We start from the raw sequence: 16,694 nt of genomic DNA on the forward strand, positions 1-16,694 counted from the left end.
GGCATCAGATCCGGTAACCGGAGCCGGGCACCGTGACGATCACGGGCGGTTCGCCGAGCTTGCGGCGCAGGGTCATGACCGTCACCCGGACGACATTGGTGAACGGGTCGGTGTTCTCGTCCCAGGCCTTCTCCAGCAGCTGCTCGGCCGAGACGACCGCGCCCTCGCTGCGCATCAGGACCTCCAGCACCGCGAACTCCTTGGGCGCCAGCTGGATCTCCTTGCCGTCGCGGAAGACCTCACGGCGGTTGGGATCGAGCTTGATCCCGGAGCGCTCCAGGACGGGTGGCAGCGGCACGGTCGTCCGCCGTCCCAGCGCCCGGACCCGGGCGGTGAGCTCGGTGAACGCGAAGGGCTTGGGCAGATAGTCGTCCGCCCCCAGCTCCAGCCCCTCGACCCGGTCGCTGACGTCCCCCGAGGCCGTGAGCATCAGGACCCGGGTGGGCATCCCCAGCTCGACGATCTTGCGGCAGACGTCGTCACCGTGGACCAGAGGGAGGTCACGGTCCAGCACCACCACGTCGTAGTCGTTGACCCCGATGCGCTCCAGCGCGGCCGCGCCGTCGTACACCACGTCGACCGCCATGGCCTCCCGGCGCAGTCCGGTGGCCACCGCATCGGCGAGCAGCTGCTCGTCCTCGACGACGAGTACGCGCACGTCGCTGTTCCTTCCTCTGGGCCCGTCACCCGTGATCAGGGCAGGTTGTAGCACTGTCTGTGCGGCCCCATCCTGCCCGTTACGGCCATAAACCGGAGGTAAGGCAATGCCGGATGACCAGGCACATCCGGGAAGGGAACGGATTTATTGAAGCGTTGAGGTTTCTCCCGCACCGAGCCTGGGGATGACGACTTCACACCCGAGATCGCGCCCTGTTTGTGGCACGCCACACCCTTATCTGTCATCCAGAGGCAGTGGGCGCGTGATCTTCCCGCCGTCGGCACACCCCCGTGCCACCGACCAAGACGTCGGCACACCCCCGTGCCACTGACCCACGACGAGGGGGCGCAATGGACGCGTTCACCGCCGGGCTTCTGCAGCGCATACAGGCCACGGAAACAGACCTCACCCGCGCCCGGGAAACGGGCGACGACTTCCTCGCGGATGTCGAACAGGAAGAGCTGGAAGACCTTCGGCGGCTCGCCGCCGAGCATGGTGTGGAGGTCGGCGCCGCCAGCGTCTGACCAGTACACCTGAGTCGTACCGACAGGTCGCACAGACACAGTCTTAGGGACACCCAGAGTCGCAAGACATACCGAGCCGTAGATACCTACAAAGAAGGGCCCCGGCGCCGAGGGGACGGCGCCGGGGCCCTTCCGTGTGCCACCTGGTCGTGTGCCAGCTAGTCGTGCCAGGCGCCGTACTCCTCCAGCAGCGTCTGCAAGGGCTCGAAGACGCCCGGGGTGGCGGCCACCGTGAGGTCCCAGCCCGGCCGGGTGCCGGGGCGGCCGCCGGTGAGGGCGCCCGCCTCGCGGGCGATCAGGTCGCCGGCCGCGAGGTCCCAGGGGTGCAGTCCGCGTTCGTAGAAGCCGTCCAGCCGGCCGGCCGCGACATCGCTCAGGTCGGCGGCGGCCGAGCCACCGCGCCGGATGTCCCGCAGCCGTGGGATCAGCCGCTGGGCGATCTCCGCCTGGTGGGTACGGACGGTGGCGACATAGTTGAAGCCCGTCGACACCAGGGCGCGTTCCAGCGGCGGAGCCGGGCGGCAGCGGATCGGCCGGTCGTTGAGGAAGGCACCGCCGCCGCGTACCGCCCGGAAGGTCTCGTCGCGCATCGGGATCCCGACCACCCCGACAAGCGTCTCGCCGTCGCGTTCCGCGGCGATGGAGACGGCCCAAGTCGGCAGACCGTAGAGGTAGTTGACGGTGCCGTCCAGCGGGTCGATCACCCAGCGGACGCCACTGCCGCCCACCGAGCTGGCACCCTCCTCACCGAGGAAGCCGTCGTCGGGGCGGTGCTCGGCAAGATAGCCGGTGATCAGCTTCTCGGCGGCGATGTCCATCTCGGTGACGACGTCGACGGGGCTGGACTTCGTGGCGGCGACGGCAAGATCGTCAGGGCGTCCGTCGCGCAGCAGGGCGCCGGCCCGACGCGCTGCCTCCAGGGCGAGCGGGAGCAGCTCGGCGATCAGGGCGTCGTCGGCCGGGGTGTCGCGGGCCTGGTTCTGTTCGGACGGGGCGTCGGTCACTGCGGGCTCCTTCAGACGTACGGGCTGTCGGCGCCCGCGGCGGCGGGCCTGGGGGCGCGGGCGGGGCAGCAGCCGATCGGACAGAGATCGTGGCTGGGGCCGAGGGTGCCCAGCGCGCGGCGTTCCACCGCGCATCCCCGCTCGGCGGCGGCGCGTTCCAGCAGCAGGTCACGTACGGCCGCGGCGAAGCGCGGGTCCGCTCCCACGGTCGCCGAACGGCGGACGGGCAGGCCCAGTTCGGCGGCCTTGGCGGTGGCCTCGGTGTCGAGGTCGTACAGGACCTCCATATGGTCCGAGACGAAGCCGATGGGGGCCATCACCACGGCCGGGACGCCCTCGCCGTGCAGCGTCTCCAGGTGGTCGCAGATGTCCGGTTCCAGCCACGGGGTGTGCGGGGAGCCGCTGCGTGACTGGTAGACGAGCCGCCAGGGGTACTCGATGCCGGTCTCCTCGCGCACGTCGGCCACGATCAGCCGGGCGACGTCGAGATGCTGCGCCACATAGGCACCGCCCTCGCCGTGCGCGTCGGCCGGCCCCGAGGTGTCGGCCGACGCGTCCGGGATGGAGTGGGTGGTGAAGGCGAGATGAGCGCCCGCGCGGACGTCCTCCGGGAGGTCGGCGAGCGAGGCCAGCACGCCGTCGACCATGGGGCGCAGGAAGCCGGGGTGGTTGAAGTAGTGCCGCAGCTTGTCCACCCGTGGCGGTTCGAGCCCCTCGTCGGCCAGCGTGGCGAGCGCGTCGGCGAGGTTCTCGCGGTACTGGCGGCAGCCCGAGTACGAGGCGTACGCGCTGGTGGCGAGGACGGCGATCCGGCGTCGGCCGTCCGTGACCATCTCCCGCAGGGTGTCGGTCAGATACGGGGCCCAGTTGCGGTTGCCCCAGTAGACCGGCAGGTCCACGCCGTGCTCGGCGAAGTCCTTGCGCAGCGCGTCCAGCAGGACGCGGTTCTGTTCATTGATCGGGCTGACCCCGCCGAACAGGAAGTAGTGCTTCCCCACCTCCTTGAGCCGCTCCTTGGGGATGCCGCGGCCCCGGGTCACGTTCTCCAGGAACGGGACCACGTCGTCCGGGCCCTCAGGGCCGCCGAAGGACAACAGGAGCAGAGCGTCGTAGGGGGAAGTCGCAAGCTTTTCGGGCATGATTCGATCCTGCCACCAGCCCTGTCGCACCGGGAACCGCGCCCCTGTTCCGACGGCGGGCCGCGCTCCCCGTCCGGGGGATTCCGCCGGAAAACACGGTGCGGTGCGCGGGTGCGACCGTAAGCTCTTCCCGCCCAGTTCATTCCTTACCGGAGTGCCCCTTGCCCAGTTCGTACCATGCGATTTTCGCCGCTCCCGGTAGCAAGGGATTCAGTGCGGCCGGCCTGATCGGCAGGATGCCGCTGGCCATGCTGGGCATCGGCGTCGTGACCATGATCTCCCAGCTCACCGGCCGGTACGGGCTGGCCGGAGCGCTCTCCGCGACGCTGGCGATGTCTGCCGCGGTGCTCGGTCCGTGGATCTCCCGGCTCGTCGACCGGCACGGCCAGCGGCGGGTGCTGCGTCCGGCGACCCTGATCGCGGCGGCGGCCGTCGTCGGGTTACTGGTCTCCGCCGAGCAAGGCGCCCCCGACTGGACCCTGTTCGTCTTCGCCACGGGCGCGGGCTGTGTGCCGAACGTGGGTTCGATGGTGCGGGCGCGCTGGGCGGCGATCTACCGGGGCTCGGCCCGCGAGCTGCACACCGCGTACTCGTGGGAATCGATCATCGACGAGATGTGCTTCATCTTCGGCCCGATCATCTCCATCGGGCTCTCGACGGCCCTGTTCCCGGCCGCGGGCCCGCTGCTCGCGGTCGTGTTCCTGGTGGTCGGCGTGCTCTGGCTGACGGCGCAGCGCGGCACCGAACCCGTACCGCAGCCGCGTGAGCAGCAGACCGGGGAGTCGGCGCTGCGCTCCCCGGGTCTGCGGGTGCTGGTGCTCACCTTCACGGCGACCGGGGGGATCTTCGGCGCGGTCGACGTGGTGACGGTCGCCTTCGCCGAGGAGCACGGGCACAAGGCGGCGGCGAGTCTGGTGCTGGCGGTCTACGCGCTGGGATCGTGCCTCGCCGGCATGGTGTTCGGCCTGCTCCATCTCACCGGACCGGCGGCCCGGAGGTGGCTGGTGGGTGTCTGTGTGATGGCCGTGAGTATGATCCCCCTCCAACTGGCCGGGAGCCTGCCGTTCCTGGCCGTGGCGCTCTTTGTCGCGGGCCTCTCCGTCGCACCGACGATGGTGACGACCATGGCCCTCGTCGAAGCGCATGTACCGCGCACCAAGCTGACCGAGGGCATGACCTGGACCAGTACCGGGCTCGCGGTCGGCGTGGCGCTCGGCTCGTCGGCCGCCGGCTGGGTGGTCGACGCGGCCGGTGCCCGTGCGGGGTACGCGGTGCCCGCCGCGGCGGGCACGGCCGCGGCCGTGGTGGCGCTCCTGGGGTATCGCCGGCTGCGCGAGCCGGTACCGATTCGGGGAGGGCGCGGGGCGGATGACCAGAAACCGGACAAGCACGGCGACCACGACGAGCGTGAACGCGTGGCGTAACTGGGCGGGGAACGTCACCGCCCGGCCGGCCCGCGTGGTGTCACCGGCCTCCGCCGAGGAACTCGCCGGGACATTACGCCGGGCCGCCGAGGACGGGCTCAAGGTCAAACCCGTCGGCACGGGGCACTCCTTCACCGCCACCGCCGCCACCGACGGGGTGCTTGTCCGGCCCGATCTGCTCACCGGCATCCGGGAGATCGACCGGGCCGCCGGCACCGTCACCGTGGCGGCGGGCACCCCGCTGAAGCGGCTGAACACGGCGCTGGCGAGGGAGGGCCTGTCGCTCACGAACATGGGCGACATCATGGAGCAGACCGTCGCGGGCGCGACCTCCACCGGCACCCATGGCACCGGCCGTGAGTCGGCGTCGATGGCGGCACAGATCCGCGCCCTGGAGATCGTCACGGCGGACGGCTCGGTGCTGCGCTGCTCCGCGGAGGAGAATCCGGAGATCTTCGCCGTCGCCCGGATCGGGCTCGGCGCGCTGGGCGTGGTCACCGCGATCACCTTCGCCGTGGAGCCGGTCTTCCTGTTGACGGCCCGCGAGGAACCGATGGCCTTCGACCGGGTCACCGCCGAATTCGACCAACACGTCGCCGAGAACGAGCACTTCGAGTTCTACTGGTTCCCGCACACCGGCAACTGCAGCACCAAGCGCAACAACCGCAGCGCGGGCCCCGCCGCTCCGCTCGGTCGGGTCAGCGGCTGGTTCGACGACGAGTTCCTCTCCAACGACCTCTTCCGGGTGACCTGTTCGCTCGGCCGGGCCGTACCCGCGACCATCCCCGCCATCGCCAAGGTCTCCAGCCGCGCCCTCTCCGCCCGCGTCTACACGGACCTTCCCTACAAGGTCTTCACGAGTCCGCGCCGGGTCCGCTTCGTGGAGATGGAGTACGCGCTGCCCCGGGAGGCCGTGGTCGGAGCGCTGCGCGAGGTCAGGGCGATGGTCGAGCGTTCACCACTTCGGGTGAGCTTCCCGGTGGAGGTCCGTACGGCTCCTGCGGACGACATCGCGCTCTCGACGGCCTCGGGCCGGGAGAGCGCGTACATCGCGGTGCATCTGTACCGGGGCACGCCCTACCGCTCGTACTTCACCGCCGTGGAGCGGATCATGACCGCGCACGGCGGCCGGCCGCACTGGGGCAAGATCCACACCCGGGACGCGGAGTATCTGTCCGGGGTCTATCCGCGCTTCGGCGAGTTCACGGCGGTACGGGACCGGCTGGACCCGGACCGGCTGTTCGGGAACGACTATCTGCGGCGGGTCCTCGGGGACTGACGGCCGATGCTCACCACACCTCCCCCGTTACTGGCGCTACTGGCCGGCCGTTCCGGAATCGGAGCCGGACCCGGAATCGGTGCCCTGTTCCGTGGCACCACTGCCGGAGTCGTCCGCTCCGGAGTTCCCCGTTCCGGAGTCTCCTGTCCCGGAATCGCCGGCAGTACCGGAGGGCGTCGGCGTGGGGGTCTGCGAGGCCTTCCCGCCGGCGGAGCCCGAGGGGGCCGTGGACGGCTCCCTCGACGGGTCGGCGGTGCCGCTCCGCCCCGTGCCGGCGCTCTGTCCGGTGTCGGGCGACGCGCTCGGATCCGTACCGCTGCCGCTGCCGTCGTCCGGGGTCGGGCTGTCCGACGTCCGGTCCGGATTCACGCCGGTGTCCTGGGAGTTGGAGGGGGTGTCCGACGGTACGGACCGCTCACCGCCACCGCGCACGGCCGACCCGACGGTCGTTCCCTTGCCGCCGCTCAGGTCCTGACCGGAGATCACTTCGTATCCGGTGATGCCGATCATCGCGACCAGGAAGACGGTGGCGGCCGCGCGGACCGGGCGCTTCCAGCCGCGCACCCGGCTGCCGTGCGTCGTGGCCTCGGTGAACTCACCGTCCAGACCCCGCGGCAGGCGCGGCGTCCCGGTCGCGTCAACAGGGACGTACGGATCACCCGGACCGCCTGGATCGCTCCGGCCGGGTGGATCGCCCGGCGCGTACATGACGACCGGATCGTCCTGTTCGTACCGCCCGGGATCGTCCTGTTCATACGGCAAAGGCACCTGGCGGCCCCCGGGCTTCGCCTGGACCGTGACCACGCGTATCTGCTCACCCGTACGGCGGAACAGGTGCTGGAAGACCGACCCCCCGCAGGTGGCGACCACGCTGACCACACCCGCGCCGATGATCGTGCCGTACACGCCGAGCTGGGAGGCGAGCACCGCCGCCGCGACTGCCGCGAGCGCGCTGCCCGCGACCTGCGGCACGTTCAGGTCGAGCCGCCGCTCCTGCTGTTCCCGCTCTCCATTCCGCGCCTCGCTCTCTTCCTTCCGGGTGCCGCTACTCAGCTTCTGATCCATCTAGAGCCCCTGCTTACCCATCTGTCCCACCTTGCACCAAGAAGGGACCGATGAGCGAAGTGGATAGTTCCGATTCCAGGGATTCTGTGAAGCAAGACACCCGGCCGCGACCGCGCCGAACCCCCAACTCCCCTGCCCGGACAGAACTTGGGCGGCGCGGCGGTCCACCCCCGTGGCCCGAATGGAGTACTGTGGCGAGCCCTGGGGCCGGACTCCCTCATGGGCGTCCGGGGACCTACGGGAAGGGGGCCGAACGTGGCACTCGATCCGGCGGAGCCGCGGCACCGCACGGGCGCCTGCTGCATGGAGTGACCGGGTTCGTCACTCTGCGTCGCAAGCAGGTACCGTGCCATAACGGCGAACCAGGGCCCCGGCCCGACACGCCGGGTAGTACGGAAAGGTTGTGGCAGGCTGCACCCGGGCAGGTCACACTCGACTAGCGGAAGCAGCGACGCACGTGACGTCGGCAGGCACCACCCGGGAGGTCCCCATGCCCGAACTGCGTGTCGTGGCCGTCTCCAACGACGGCACACGACTGGTGCTCAAGGCTGCCGACAGCACGGAATACACGCTTCCGATCGATGAGCGGCTTCGTGCTGCCGTGCGCAATGACCGCGCCCGCCTCGGCCAGATCGAGATCGAGGTCGAGAGCCATCTCAGGCCCCGTGACATCCAGGCGCGGATACGAGCAGGCGCCTCCGCCGAGGAGGTCGCCCAGCACGCCGGCATCCCGGTGGACCGGGTCCGCCGCTTCGAAGGGCCGGTGCTCGCCGAGCGCGCCTTCATGGCGGAGCGGGCCAGGAAGACCGCGGTACGCCGCCCCGGAGAGAACACCGGACCCCAGCTCGGCGAGGCCGTGCAGGAGCGGCTGACGCTGCGCGGTGCCGAGAAGGACACCGTCCAGTGGGACTCCTGGCGCCGGGACGACGGCACCTGGGAAGTCCTGCTGGTCTACTGCGTCGCGGGCGAACCGCACGCGGCGAGCTGGACGTACGACCCGCCCCGGCGGCTCGTCCAGGCCGTCGACGACGAGGCGCGCGCGCTGATCGGCGACACGGACGACACGGTCACGGCCCAGGAGCCGAGCTTCCCGTTCGTTCCCCGGATCGCGCGGCTGCCGCGTGACCGGCCGCTGGACCGTTCCCTCGATCGTTCTCTCGACCGGCAGTTGGAGCGGCCTCCCGCGCCCGAGCCGGAGGAGACCAGTGAACGGGACTCCCTGACCAGCCTGTTGGAGGCGGTGCCGAGCTTCCGGGGCGACATGATCGTGCCCGAGCGGCCCGCGCTGCCGGACTCGACCACGGATCCGGAGGACGAGCCGGAGGCCGAGGAGCCGATCGCGCCCGCCGCCTCGGCGGGTGCCGGGTCGGCGTACGCGGATGTGCTGATGCCCCGTTCGGTTGCCGGTCACCGGGACCGGCTCACGGGCACGACGGATCGCCAGGCCGAGGCGGACGGCGTGCGTCCGGGCCGGCGGGCCGCGGTACCGAGCTGGGACGAGATCGTGTTCGGTACGCGCCGCAAGAACAAGGAGTAACGGGAAGAGCGACAGCAGCACGTACCTACATACGTACGCCGAGGGGCCCGTACTCACCACGCGTGGTGAGTACGGGCCCCTCGGCGTACGGCTGGCGGCTGGCGGCTGTCGCCTGTCGGCTCTAGAGAGGGTCCGGCCCCGTGGCGACCGGTCGGGACTCGTCCGACGACCACTCGGACCAGGAGCCCGCGTACAGCGCCGCCGGGATGCCGGCGAGTTCCAGGGCGAGCACCTCCTGGGCGGCGGAGACACCCGAGCCGCAGTAGACGCCGACCTCGGCGCCCGGGGTGGCACCCAGGGCCTCGAAACGGGCCAGGAGATCCCGAGCCGGGAGGAAGCAGCCGTTTTCGGCCACATTTCCAGTGGTGGGTGCGGAGAGCGCGCCGGGGACATGGCCACCGACCCGGTCGATCGGCTCGACATCACCGCGGTAACGCTCCGCCGCCCGCGCGTCCAGCAGCAGCCCATCACGGGCCAGGGCCGCCGCCTCGTCGGCGTCCAGCAGGGGCAGCGCGCCCGGGGCCGGGGTGAAGTCACCCTCGGCCGGCGACGGGGTGTCGGTGGACAGCGGACCGGTCCAGGCGGTGAGACCGCCGTCCAGGACCCGTACGTCCGGATGGCCCGTCCAGCGCAGCAGCCACCAGGCGCGGGCCGCGGCCCAGCCCTGTCCGCCGTCGTACACGACAACCGGAGTGTCCTGCGAGATCCCCGCACGTCGCATCACCGCGCCGAAGTCCGCCGGATCGGGCAGCGGATGCCGGCCGCCCGTGCCGGGCGGGCCCGACAGCTCCTTGTCGAGGTCGACGAAGACGGCGCCCGGCAGATGTCCCGCCTCGTACTGGGGGCGGCCTGGAGGCCCGCCCAGCTGCCAGCGGACGTCGAGCAGTACGGGCGGTGTCGAGCCGGCCGACCCGGCCGACTCGCTCGCGAGTTGGGCTGCGGTGATGATGGCTGTCATGGGTGCCATCCTCGCGTACGGCCGGGCCCCACTCGTAACGGCGGAGAAACGGGCGGTAAACACCCGATCGAGATCCCGCCAAAAGCGGCGCGGTCGTGCGGCACCGCGTGCCACCTAGTGGAAGCATCTGGTCGGACGCGCGGCCCCTCCACCCCTGGGGCGTGTGGCGAGAGCGGCACCGTCCATCCCCCTGGGCGGGGACCCGCGCCCGCCCCGCACGGCCACCACGATGGTCCGAGGAGAGTGACGATGACCGAGGCAGCGATCCGACGCACACCCGGCACGCCTTGCTGGGTGAGCCTGATGGTGCACAACCTGGCGGAGACCCAGGAATTCTACGGAACGCTGTTCGGCTGGGAGTTCCGGCCGGGACCGCAGCAGCTCGGACCGTACGTCCGGGGTCTGCTGGACGGCAAGGAGATCGCCGGCATCGGCCAGCTGCCGCCCGGTCGGCAGCTGCCGCCCGGTCGGCAGCTGCCGACCGCCTGGCTGACCTATCTGGCGACGGACGACGCGGACAAGACGGCGGAGACGATCAGGAGCCACGGCGGCACGGTCGGCGTCGGGCCGCTGGACGCGGCGGAGGCGGGCCGGATGGCCATCGCCTCGGACCCTACGGGCGCCGTCTTCGGTATCTGGCAGGCCGCGGCGCACACCGGGACGGTGGTGGCCGGGGCCCATGGCACTCCGGTCTGGAACGAGCTGATCACGCGTGAGACGTCCTGGGTCGCCACCTTCTACAAGTCGCTGTTCGACTATGACGTGGAGGCCTTGGTCTCCGCCGACTCCGACGAGATGACACTGCGTCTGGACGGGCGGCCGGTCGCCTCACTGCGCGGGACGGGCCGGGCGCTCGTCCGCGACCGAGGCGCGCACTGGATGACGTATTTCGAGGTGGACGACACCGACGCGGCCGCGAAGGTGGTGACCGGGCTGGGCGGGCAGGTGCTCCGGGCGCCGTGGGACGGCCCGAACGGGCGGTTCGCGACGGTCGCGGACCCGGAGGGCGCGGTTTTCACGATCGTACGGTCGGCCGTTCGCTGACCTGACCTAGGGTCTTTCGTTTGGATCAGGCCGGATCAGGGAGCGGGGTCTGGTGCCGTGGATCGCAAGGCGGAGGAGTGAGGCGACGCGGAGCGTCGTGGAGTGACGACAACGCGGCGAGGCGCGGCACCAGGGCACGCGAGCCCGGCAAGATCCAAACGAGAGGCCCTAGGCGGGGCGCTCACCGGCCCGTCACCACCGGGTGACCGGCAGCTGCCCGCCGCTCACCCGGGGGTGACGGGCAGTACGTCCGGCGACAGTGCGCCGGCATGCGCCGAGGAGCTGGTCATGCGGCGCCGGTGGTGGCGGCGGCACAGGACCTCGTAGCCGACCTCCTCGGCGGGACGGTGCACGTCGCCGACGACCACCTGGGCGCCGTCGACGACCATTTCGCCGCCGACCGTGCGCGCGTTGTGGGTGGCCCGTTCCCCGCACCAGCACAGCGCCTCCACCTGGAGCTGCTCGACCCGGTCGGCCAGCTCGATCAGCCGCTGCGAGCCGGGGAACAGCTTGGTGCGGAAGTCAGTGGTGATACCGAAGGCGAAGACGTCCAGCCCGAGGTCGTCCACGATCCGCGCGAGCTGGTCGATCTGCTCGGGCGCCAGGAACTGCGCCTCGTCCACGATCACGTAGTCCGCCTTGCCGCCCTTCGACAGCCGGTCCACCAGGTACGCGTACAGCTCCATACCCTCGGTGGCCTCGACCGCGTCCGTGACCAGCCCCAGCCGCGAGGACAACTTGCCTTCTCCCGCCCGGTCGTCCCGTGTGAAGATCACACCCTGGAGCCCCCGGGCCGAACGGTTGTGGCCGATCTGGAGCGCCAACGTGCTCTTCCCGCAGTCCATGGTGCCGGAGAAGAAAACCAGTTCGGACATCAGTGGAAGGTGACCTTTCGGGTCGAGCAGGCCGGGCGGCGGCGACACCCTCCGGCCCTTGCGGGAGGTGTCGAATGCCCCGGCAAATCGGTGCTGCGGGCCGTCGGGCGAGTGTCGCCCGGAAGGTTACGAGCGTACTTCGAGGAGCGGGACGAGCTGCTCGACGGGGGTCATCGAGCCATGCATCCCGACCATCGCCGACTCGTGCGGTTCCTTGACGGAGGCGGTGATCACGACGGGGGCGTGGGCCGCCGCGACGACATCGCCGATCCGTCCGTACACCCGCTCGTCCATCGCGCCGGCCGGCCCGAACCAGCCCGCCGCGATCGCCTCGTCCCGGCTCGCCACCCAGAACTGCTCGCCGAGCACCTCGCGCCAGACGGTGAGAACGTCCGCCTCGGCGCCCGGCACGGCGTAGACATGGCGGGCCCGGCCCTCGCCGCCCAACAGGGCGACCCCGGCGCTCAGTTCCCAGTCCTCGTCGAAGTCGATGCGGGACTGTTCGTCGAAGGGGATGTCGATCATGCCGTGGTCGGCGGTCACGTAGAGCGCGCTCCGCGGAGGCAGTTGCTCGGCGAGCCGCTGGACGAGCCGGTCCACGTACATGAGTTGGCCGCGCCAGGCGTCGGAGTCGACGCCGAAGCGGTGGCCCTTGCCGTCGACCTCGCTGTAGTACGTGTAGACCAGCGACCGGTCTCCCGCGCCGAGTTCGGCGGCGGCCAGGTCCATCCGGTCCTCGCAGGAGAGCCGGCCGTGGAAGGTGCCGCCGCTGAGCGCGATCTTGGTGAGCGGGGTGTGCGCGAAGGTCGGGGCGGACACCTGCACGGTGTGCACACCCGCCGCCTCGGCGAGCTGGAAGACCGTGGGATACGGCTGCCAGACGTGCGGCTCGGTCCAGGGCTTCCAGCGGAGCTGGTTCATCAGCGCGCCGGTCGCGGGATCGCGGACGGTGTAGCCGGGCAGGCCGTGCGCGGCGGGCGGCAGCCCCGTACCGACGGAGGCGAGGGAGGTCGCCGTGGTGGCGGGGAAACCGGCCGTGAGAGGGCGGCCCGTGTGCCCGCGCGAGCTGCCGAGCAGGGAGGTCAGATACGGAGCTTCGTCGGGGTGGGCCTTGATCTGTTCCCAGCCGAGGCCGTCGATCAGGAAGACGCAGTTCCGGTCGGCGGGAGTCAGTTCGGAGATGGTCGCGGTCAGATCCGGTACGCCCTGGCCGGCCGCGAGCGTGGGCAGCAGGTCGGCGAGCGAGCCACTGCCGTACTCGGGCAGCGGCGCGGTGTCGAGGGCGAGCGGGACGGGATCCTGCCAGAGGGCCTCGGCGGCCATCAGCGGCCGGTCGCCGCGATCGCGGCGGTGGCTTCGGAGAGGGACTGGGCGAACACGAGCGTCTGGCGGACGGTGTCGGGGCCGTCGCCGGCCTCACTGACACGCAGGCTCAGGTCGTCGGCGGTGGAACTGCCGGTGTAGCCGTGGTCCGCCTCGCAGTTGGGGTCGCCGCAGGCGGCGGGCTCGAGATCGATCCGGGAGACGGCGCCCCAGCCGATGGTGAGGACGACCTCACGGGGCAGGGTGCCGGGGGTGTACGACTCCGGGTTGGCGACGACGCGGCTGACCACGACGGACGAGATCCGGTCGAGCTTGACCGACTCGGTGGAGGTGGTGGCGTACGGCGTCGGGGAGCTGGAGTCGGCTGCCTGCTCGTCGGTGTGGCTGACGATGAAACGGTGGGCCGTCAGCACCAGGACGGTGACATGCCGGCGCACCTCGTTGGCGTCGAAGGTCGTCTCCTGGTGCACCAGGTACGACGCGATCTGCTCACCACCGACTGCGGCCTCCACCGCCTCGGCCACGAGAGCCGGGTAGTAGCCGCTGCGCTCGATCGCCGTGCGCAGCCCCTGGGTCGTCGTACCGGTCTTCGCCATGGGCTCCATCCTACGGGGACGGGATGGCTGCCGGAGACGCCCGGAGGGCCTGGCCATCCTGCGGCCGGGCCTTCAGTTGATCCCCTCGGCCGATCCTCTCTGATCCCCTCGGCCGATCTCCTCCGATCTCCCCCGATCTCCTGGGTCGATCCCCTCGGTTGATCGGCTGCTCCTCCGGCGGCTCCCCTTCCACCGCTCAGTAGCTGGGGAGGCTGCGCGGGCCGAGATCGTCGCGGGCGGGGGGCGTCGCCAGCCGGACGCTCGCGTCGAGGACGGAGAGTCCGTGGGCGGCTACGACGACGGGCTCCAGGGCCACGGAGATGATCTCCGGGTGGTCGTCGACCAGCCGGGACACCCGCAGGAGCAGCTCCTCCAGGGCGGCGGTGTCAACCTGCGTGGAACCGCGCCAGCCGAACAGGAGCGGTGCCGTCCTGATGGATCTGATCAGCTCGGCGGCGTCGCGGTCCGTGGCGGGAACGAGCCGGTGCGCGACATCGCCGAGCAGCTCGGAGGGCGCTCCGGCGAGTCCGAAGGAGAGGACGGCGCCGGCGGCCGCGTCGATGACGGCCCGTACGACGGTGTCCACGCCCCGGGGCGCCATGGACTGGACGACGAGCCGCAGCTCGGCGGCCGTGCCGAGCGTCTCGGTCAGCTCGTGGTAGGCGAGGCGCAGTTGTGCCTCATCGGGGAGGTCCAGCCGTACGCCGCCGAGGTCGGCGCGGTGGCGCAGACGGGACGCGGTGGTCTTCAGGGCGACGGGGTACCCGAGCCGGGCGGCGGCGGAGACGGCGGCGTCGGGACCGGGGGCGGGGAGCGCCTGCCGTACGGGGATGCCGTACAGGGCGAGCAGTTCCCGTGCGTCGGCGGCGGTGAGGGGCGCGCCGCCGGCGTCGGACGCGCCGCCGAGCAGCCGGTCGATCAGCGCGGCGGCCGCGCTCTCGTCGATGGCGTCGTCGATGGCCTCGGGCACCTTTCCGGGCTCGGCGGCCTGCTGCCGCCACTGTGCGTATCCGACGGCCTCGGCGAGGGCGCGGACGGCGCGTTCGGCGGCGGGGTAGGCGGGGATCCGGCCGGAGGGGGCGGCCGCAGGGGAGCGCTGAACTGCTGTGTCCGTGGTTGCGGTTCCGGTCGCGGTTGGAGTTCCTGTTGCGGTTGCGGTTGCGGTTGCGGATCCAGGGGCGGGACCGGCTGCGGCTTCTGCTTCCGGACGGGCGTCGGGACTGACTGAGGTTCTGGCTCCGGGAGCATGGCGTGTGTCCGGCCCGCCGCCTGCCCCCGGCCCCGTACCGTCAGCGGCTGTTGACGTGGGCGGGCTGCCCTCCACCGCCGAGAGTGCCTCGGCCAGGCCGCCGATTTCCACGTGCACCACCGTGACCGGCTTCGCCGGGCCGCTCGCCACCGCCTCGCGCAGGGCGGTCCCCAGCGCGCCGCCGTCGGTGGGGTCCATCGCCGCGCTCTCGCCGACCCGGGGGATCGCCGTCACCACCACCGCGTCGCACGCCGGGTCGGACAGGGCCGCCGTGAGAGCCGCGCGGAAGTCCGCCGGGGACGCCGCGGTCGTGAGGTCCAGGGGCGGGAGGGGGCGCAGCCCTTCCGTGAGGCACGCGTCGTACGTAAGGAGGCCGAGGGATTCGGAGTTGCCGAGTATCGCGACGCGCGGGCCCCGCGGGAGGGGCTGGGAGGCGAGCAGGAGCCCCGCGTCGACCAGTTCGGTGACCGTGTCGACACGGATCACCCCGGCCTGCCGCATCAGCGCCGAGACCGTCGTGTCCGGGATACGGCTGACCGGGACCGCGTGTCCCGGTGGCGTACTGCCGCTGTGGCGCGCGCCCTTGACGACCACGACCGGCTTCACCAGCGCCGTACGGCGGGCGAGCCGGGTGAACTTCCGCGGGTTGCCGATCGATTCGAGGTAGAGCAGGGCGACATCGGTGTCCGGGTCCTCGAACCAGTACTGGAGGATGTCGTTGCCGGAGACGTCCGCGCGGTTGCCCGCGGAGATGAAGGACGACAGACCCGCGCCGCGCCGGTAGAGCCCGGAGAGCAGGGCGATACCGATGGCGCCCGACTGGGTGAAGAGGCCGATGCGCCCCCGGTCGGGAGGTTCGGGCGCGAGTGAGGCGTTCAGCCGGACGGAGGTGGCGGTGTTGATGATCCCGAACGCGTTCGGACCGATGATGCGCATCCCGTACGAACGCGCCTGCCGCACCAGTTCGCGCTGGGCCCCCTTTCCGGGATCGCCGCTCTCCGCGTAGCCGGCGGTGAGGACCACCAGGCCCTGGACGCCGTGCTGGCCGCAGTCCGCGACCGCTTCCGGCACCCGTTCCGCGGGAACGGCGAGGACGGCGAGGTCGACGGGCTCTCCGATCCGCGCCACGGAGCGGAACGCGGGGACGCCGTCGATCTCGTGTCGGTCCTCGGAGAAGGCGCTGTTCACCGCGTACGTACGGCCGGTGAAGCCCGCGTCGAGCAGATTGCGCAGGACCGTGCGGCCGACGCCGCCGGACGCGCGGCCGGTGCCGACGACGGCGACGGAGCCGGGTGCGAGCAGCCGCTGCACCGAGCGGGCCTCGGCGCGCTGTTCCCGGCCGCGCTGCACGGCGAGGGACTCGGCGGTGGGTTCGAGGTCGAGAGTGAGGCGTACGGAGCCGTCCTCGAAGCTGCGCTTCTGGGTGAACCCGGCGTCCCGGAACACCTTGATCATCTTGCTGTTGGCGGGCAGCACCTCGGCGGCGAAGCGCCGGATACCGCGCTCGCGGGCGACCGCGGCGATGTGTTCGAGGAGGGCGGAGGCGACTCCGCGCCCCTGGTGGGCGTCCTGGACGAGGAACGCGACCTCTGCCTCGTCGGCCGGCGCGGACGCGGGCAGTCCGCGCCGGTCCGTGCGGTCGTACCGGACGGTCGCGATGAACTCCCCTCCCACCGTCACCGCGAGCCCCACCCGGTCCACGTAGTCGTGGTGCGTGAACCGGTGCACGTCCTTGTCGGAGAGGCGCGGGTAGGGGGCGAAGAAGCGGTAGTACTTCGACTCGTCGGAGACCTGCTCGTAGAAGCTGACCAGACGCTCGGCGTCCTCGGTGGTGATGGGCCGGATCCGGGCGGTGCCACCGTCGCGGAGCACCACGTCCGCCTCCCAGTGCGCGGGGTAGACGTGATCCTGCGGCTTCTCCATGTCCAAAGCGTACGGCGCGAGCCCGGCAGGGGCGGGTCCGTAGCCGGGGGCCGGGTTCCCTGCCTGGCCGGAGGCCGTGGAGGGCTCTGGTACCGG

14 protein-coding genes are annotated in these 16,694 nt (G+C 71.5%); 5 read left to right on the forward strand and 9 right to left on the reverse strand.

The window, feature by feature from the left end; translation table 11 throughout:
- Window positions 1–4: 4 nt before the first annotated feature.
- Window positions 5–658, reverse strand: a complete 654-nt coding sequence (locus ACIQD6_RS20125; RefSeq protein WP_401884299.1) for a response regulator transcription factor — start codon at window positions 656–658, stop codon at window positions 5–7.
- Between the two features lie 350 nt (window positions 659–1,008).
- Between ACIQD6_RS20125 and ACIQD6_RS20130 the strand changes: the two genes are divergently transcribed.
- On the forward strand, window positions 1,009–1,182 hold the full coding sequence (locus ACIQD6_RS20130) for a hypothetical protein (RefSeq protein ID WP_401884300.1): 174 nt from the start codon (window positions 1,009–1,011) through the stop codon (window positions 1,180–1,182).
- 158 nt (window positions 1,183–1,340) lie between these two features.
- On the opposite strand, the gene ACIQD6_RS20135 is transcribed toward ACIQD6_RS20130, so the two are convergent.
- Window positions 1,341–2,201, reverse strand: a complete 861-nt coding sequence (locus tag ACIQD6_RS20135; protein ID WP_401884449.1) for an inositol monophosphatase family protein — start codon at window positions 2,199–2,201, stop codon at window positions 1,341–1,343.
- On the reverse strand, window positions 2,198–3,325 hold the full coding sequence (locus tag ACIQD6_RS20140) for a ferrochelatase (RefSeq protein WP_401884301.1): 1,128 nt from the start codon (window positions 3,323–3,325) through the stop codon (window positions 2,198–2,200). The genes ACIQD6_RS20135 and ACIQD6_RS20140 overlap by 4 nt, the downstream gene beginning before the upstream one ends.
- Before the next feature lie 161 nt (window positions 3,326–3,486).
- On the opposite strand from ACIQD6_RS20140, the gene ACIQD6_RS20145 reads away from it, so the two are divergent.
- Complete coding sequence (locus tag ACIQD6_RS20145; protein ID WP_401884303.1) at window positions 3,487–4,749, forward strand: MFS transporter; 1,263 nt, start codon at window positions 3,487–3,489, stop codon at window positions 4,747–4,749.
- On the forward strand, window positions 4,694–6,028 hold the full coding sequence (locus ACIQD6_RS20150; protein ID WP_401884305.1) for a D-arabinono-1,4-lactone oxidase: 1,335 nt from the start codon (window positions 4,694–4,696) through the stop codon (window positions 6,026–6,028). Before ACIQD6_RS20145 ends, ACIQD6_RS20150 begins: the two co-directional genes overlap by 56 nt.
- A 36-nt stretch (window positions 6,029–6,064) precedes the next feature.
- Here the strand turns inward: ACIQD6_RS20150 and ACIQD6_RS20155 are convergent, their stop codons facing one another.
- Complete coding sequence (locus ACIQD6_RS20155) at window positions 6,065–7,093, reverse strand: hypothetical protein (RefSeq protein ID WP_401884306.1); 1,029 nt, start codon at window positions 7,091–7,093, stop codon at window positions 6,065–6,067.
- 490 nt (window positions 7,094–7,583) lie between these two features.
- On the opposite strand from ACIQD6_RS20155, the gene sepH reads away from it, so the two are divergent.
- Window positions 7,584–8,630: a septation protein SepH gene (gene sepH / locus ACIQD6_RS20160; RefSeq protein WP_401884308.1), complete on the forward strand. Its 1,047-nt coding sequence runs from the start codon at window positions 7,584–7,586 to the stop codon at window positions 8,628–8,630.
- 121 nt (window positions 8,631–8,751) lie between these two features.
- On the opposite strand, the gene ACIQD6_RS20165 is transcribed toward sepH, so the two are convergent.
- Complete coding sequence (locus ACIQD6_RS20165; RefSeq protein ID WP_401884310.1) at window positions 8,752–9,588, reverse strand: sulfurtransferase; 837 nt, start codon at window positions 9,586–9,588, stop codon at window positions 8,752–8,754.
- Window positions 9,589–9,837: 249 nt separating this feature from the next.
- Here ACIQD6_RS20165 and ACIQD6_RS20170 point away from each other — a divergent pair, with 249 nt between their 5' ends.
- Window positions 9,838–10,632, forward strand: coding sequence for a VOC family protein (locus ACIQD6_RS20170; protein ID WP_401884312.1), 795 nt, complete (start codon window positions 9,838–9,840; stop codon window positions 10,630–10,632).
- A 224-nt stretch (window positions 10,633–10,856) separates the two neighbouring features.
- Here the strand turns inward: ACIQD6_RS20170 and ACIQD6_RS20175 are convergent, their stop codons facing one another.
- The 4 genes from ACIQD6_RS20175 to ACIQD6_RS20190 form a co-directional block, all read right to left on the reverse strand.
- A complete protein-coding gene (locus ACIQD6_RS20175) occupies window positions 10,857–11,507 on the reverse strand; it encodes a thymidine kinase (RefSeq protein ID WP_401884313.1) in 651 nt (216 codons plus the stop codon).
- Window positions 11,508–11,633: 126 nt separating this feature from the next.
- Window positions 11,634–12,830 (reverse strand): alkaline phosphatase family protein, encoded by a 1,197-nt coding sequence (locus ACIQD6_RS20180; RefSeq protein ID WP_401884315.1) that lies wholly within the window; start codon window positions 12,828–12,830, stop codon window positions 11,634–11,636.
- Window positions 12,830–13,426, reverse strand: coding sequence for a DUF5998 family protein (locus tag ACIQD6_RS20185; protein WP_401884316.1), 597 nt, complete (start codon window positions 13,424–13,426; stop codon window positions 12,830–12,832). Before ACIQD6_RS20185 ends, ACIQD6_RS20180 begins: the two co-directional genes overlap by 1 nt.
- 196 nt (window positions 13,427–13,622) lie before the next feature.
- Window positions 13,623–16,598 (reverse strand): GNAT family N-acetyltransferase, encoded by a 2,976-nt coding sequence (locus ACIQD6_RS20190; protein ID WP_401884318.1) that lies wholly within the window; start codon window positions 16,596–16,598, stop codon window positions 13,623–13,625.
- Window positions 16,599–16,694 lie beyond the last annotated feature (96 nt).

It is taken from the genome of Streptomyces sp. NPDC088400, assembly GCF_044753355.1.
Classification (GTDB): Bacteria; Actinomycetota; Actinomycetes; order Streptomycetales; family Streptomycetaceae; genus Streptomyces.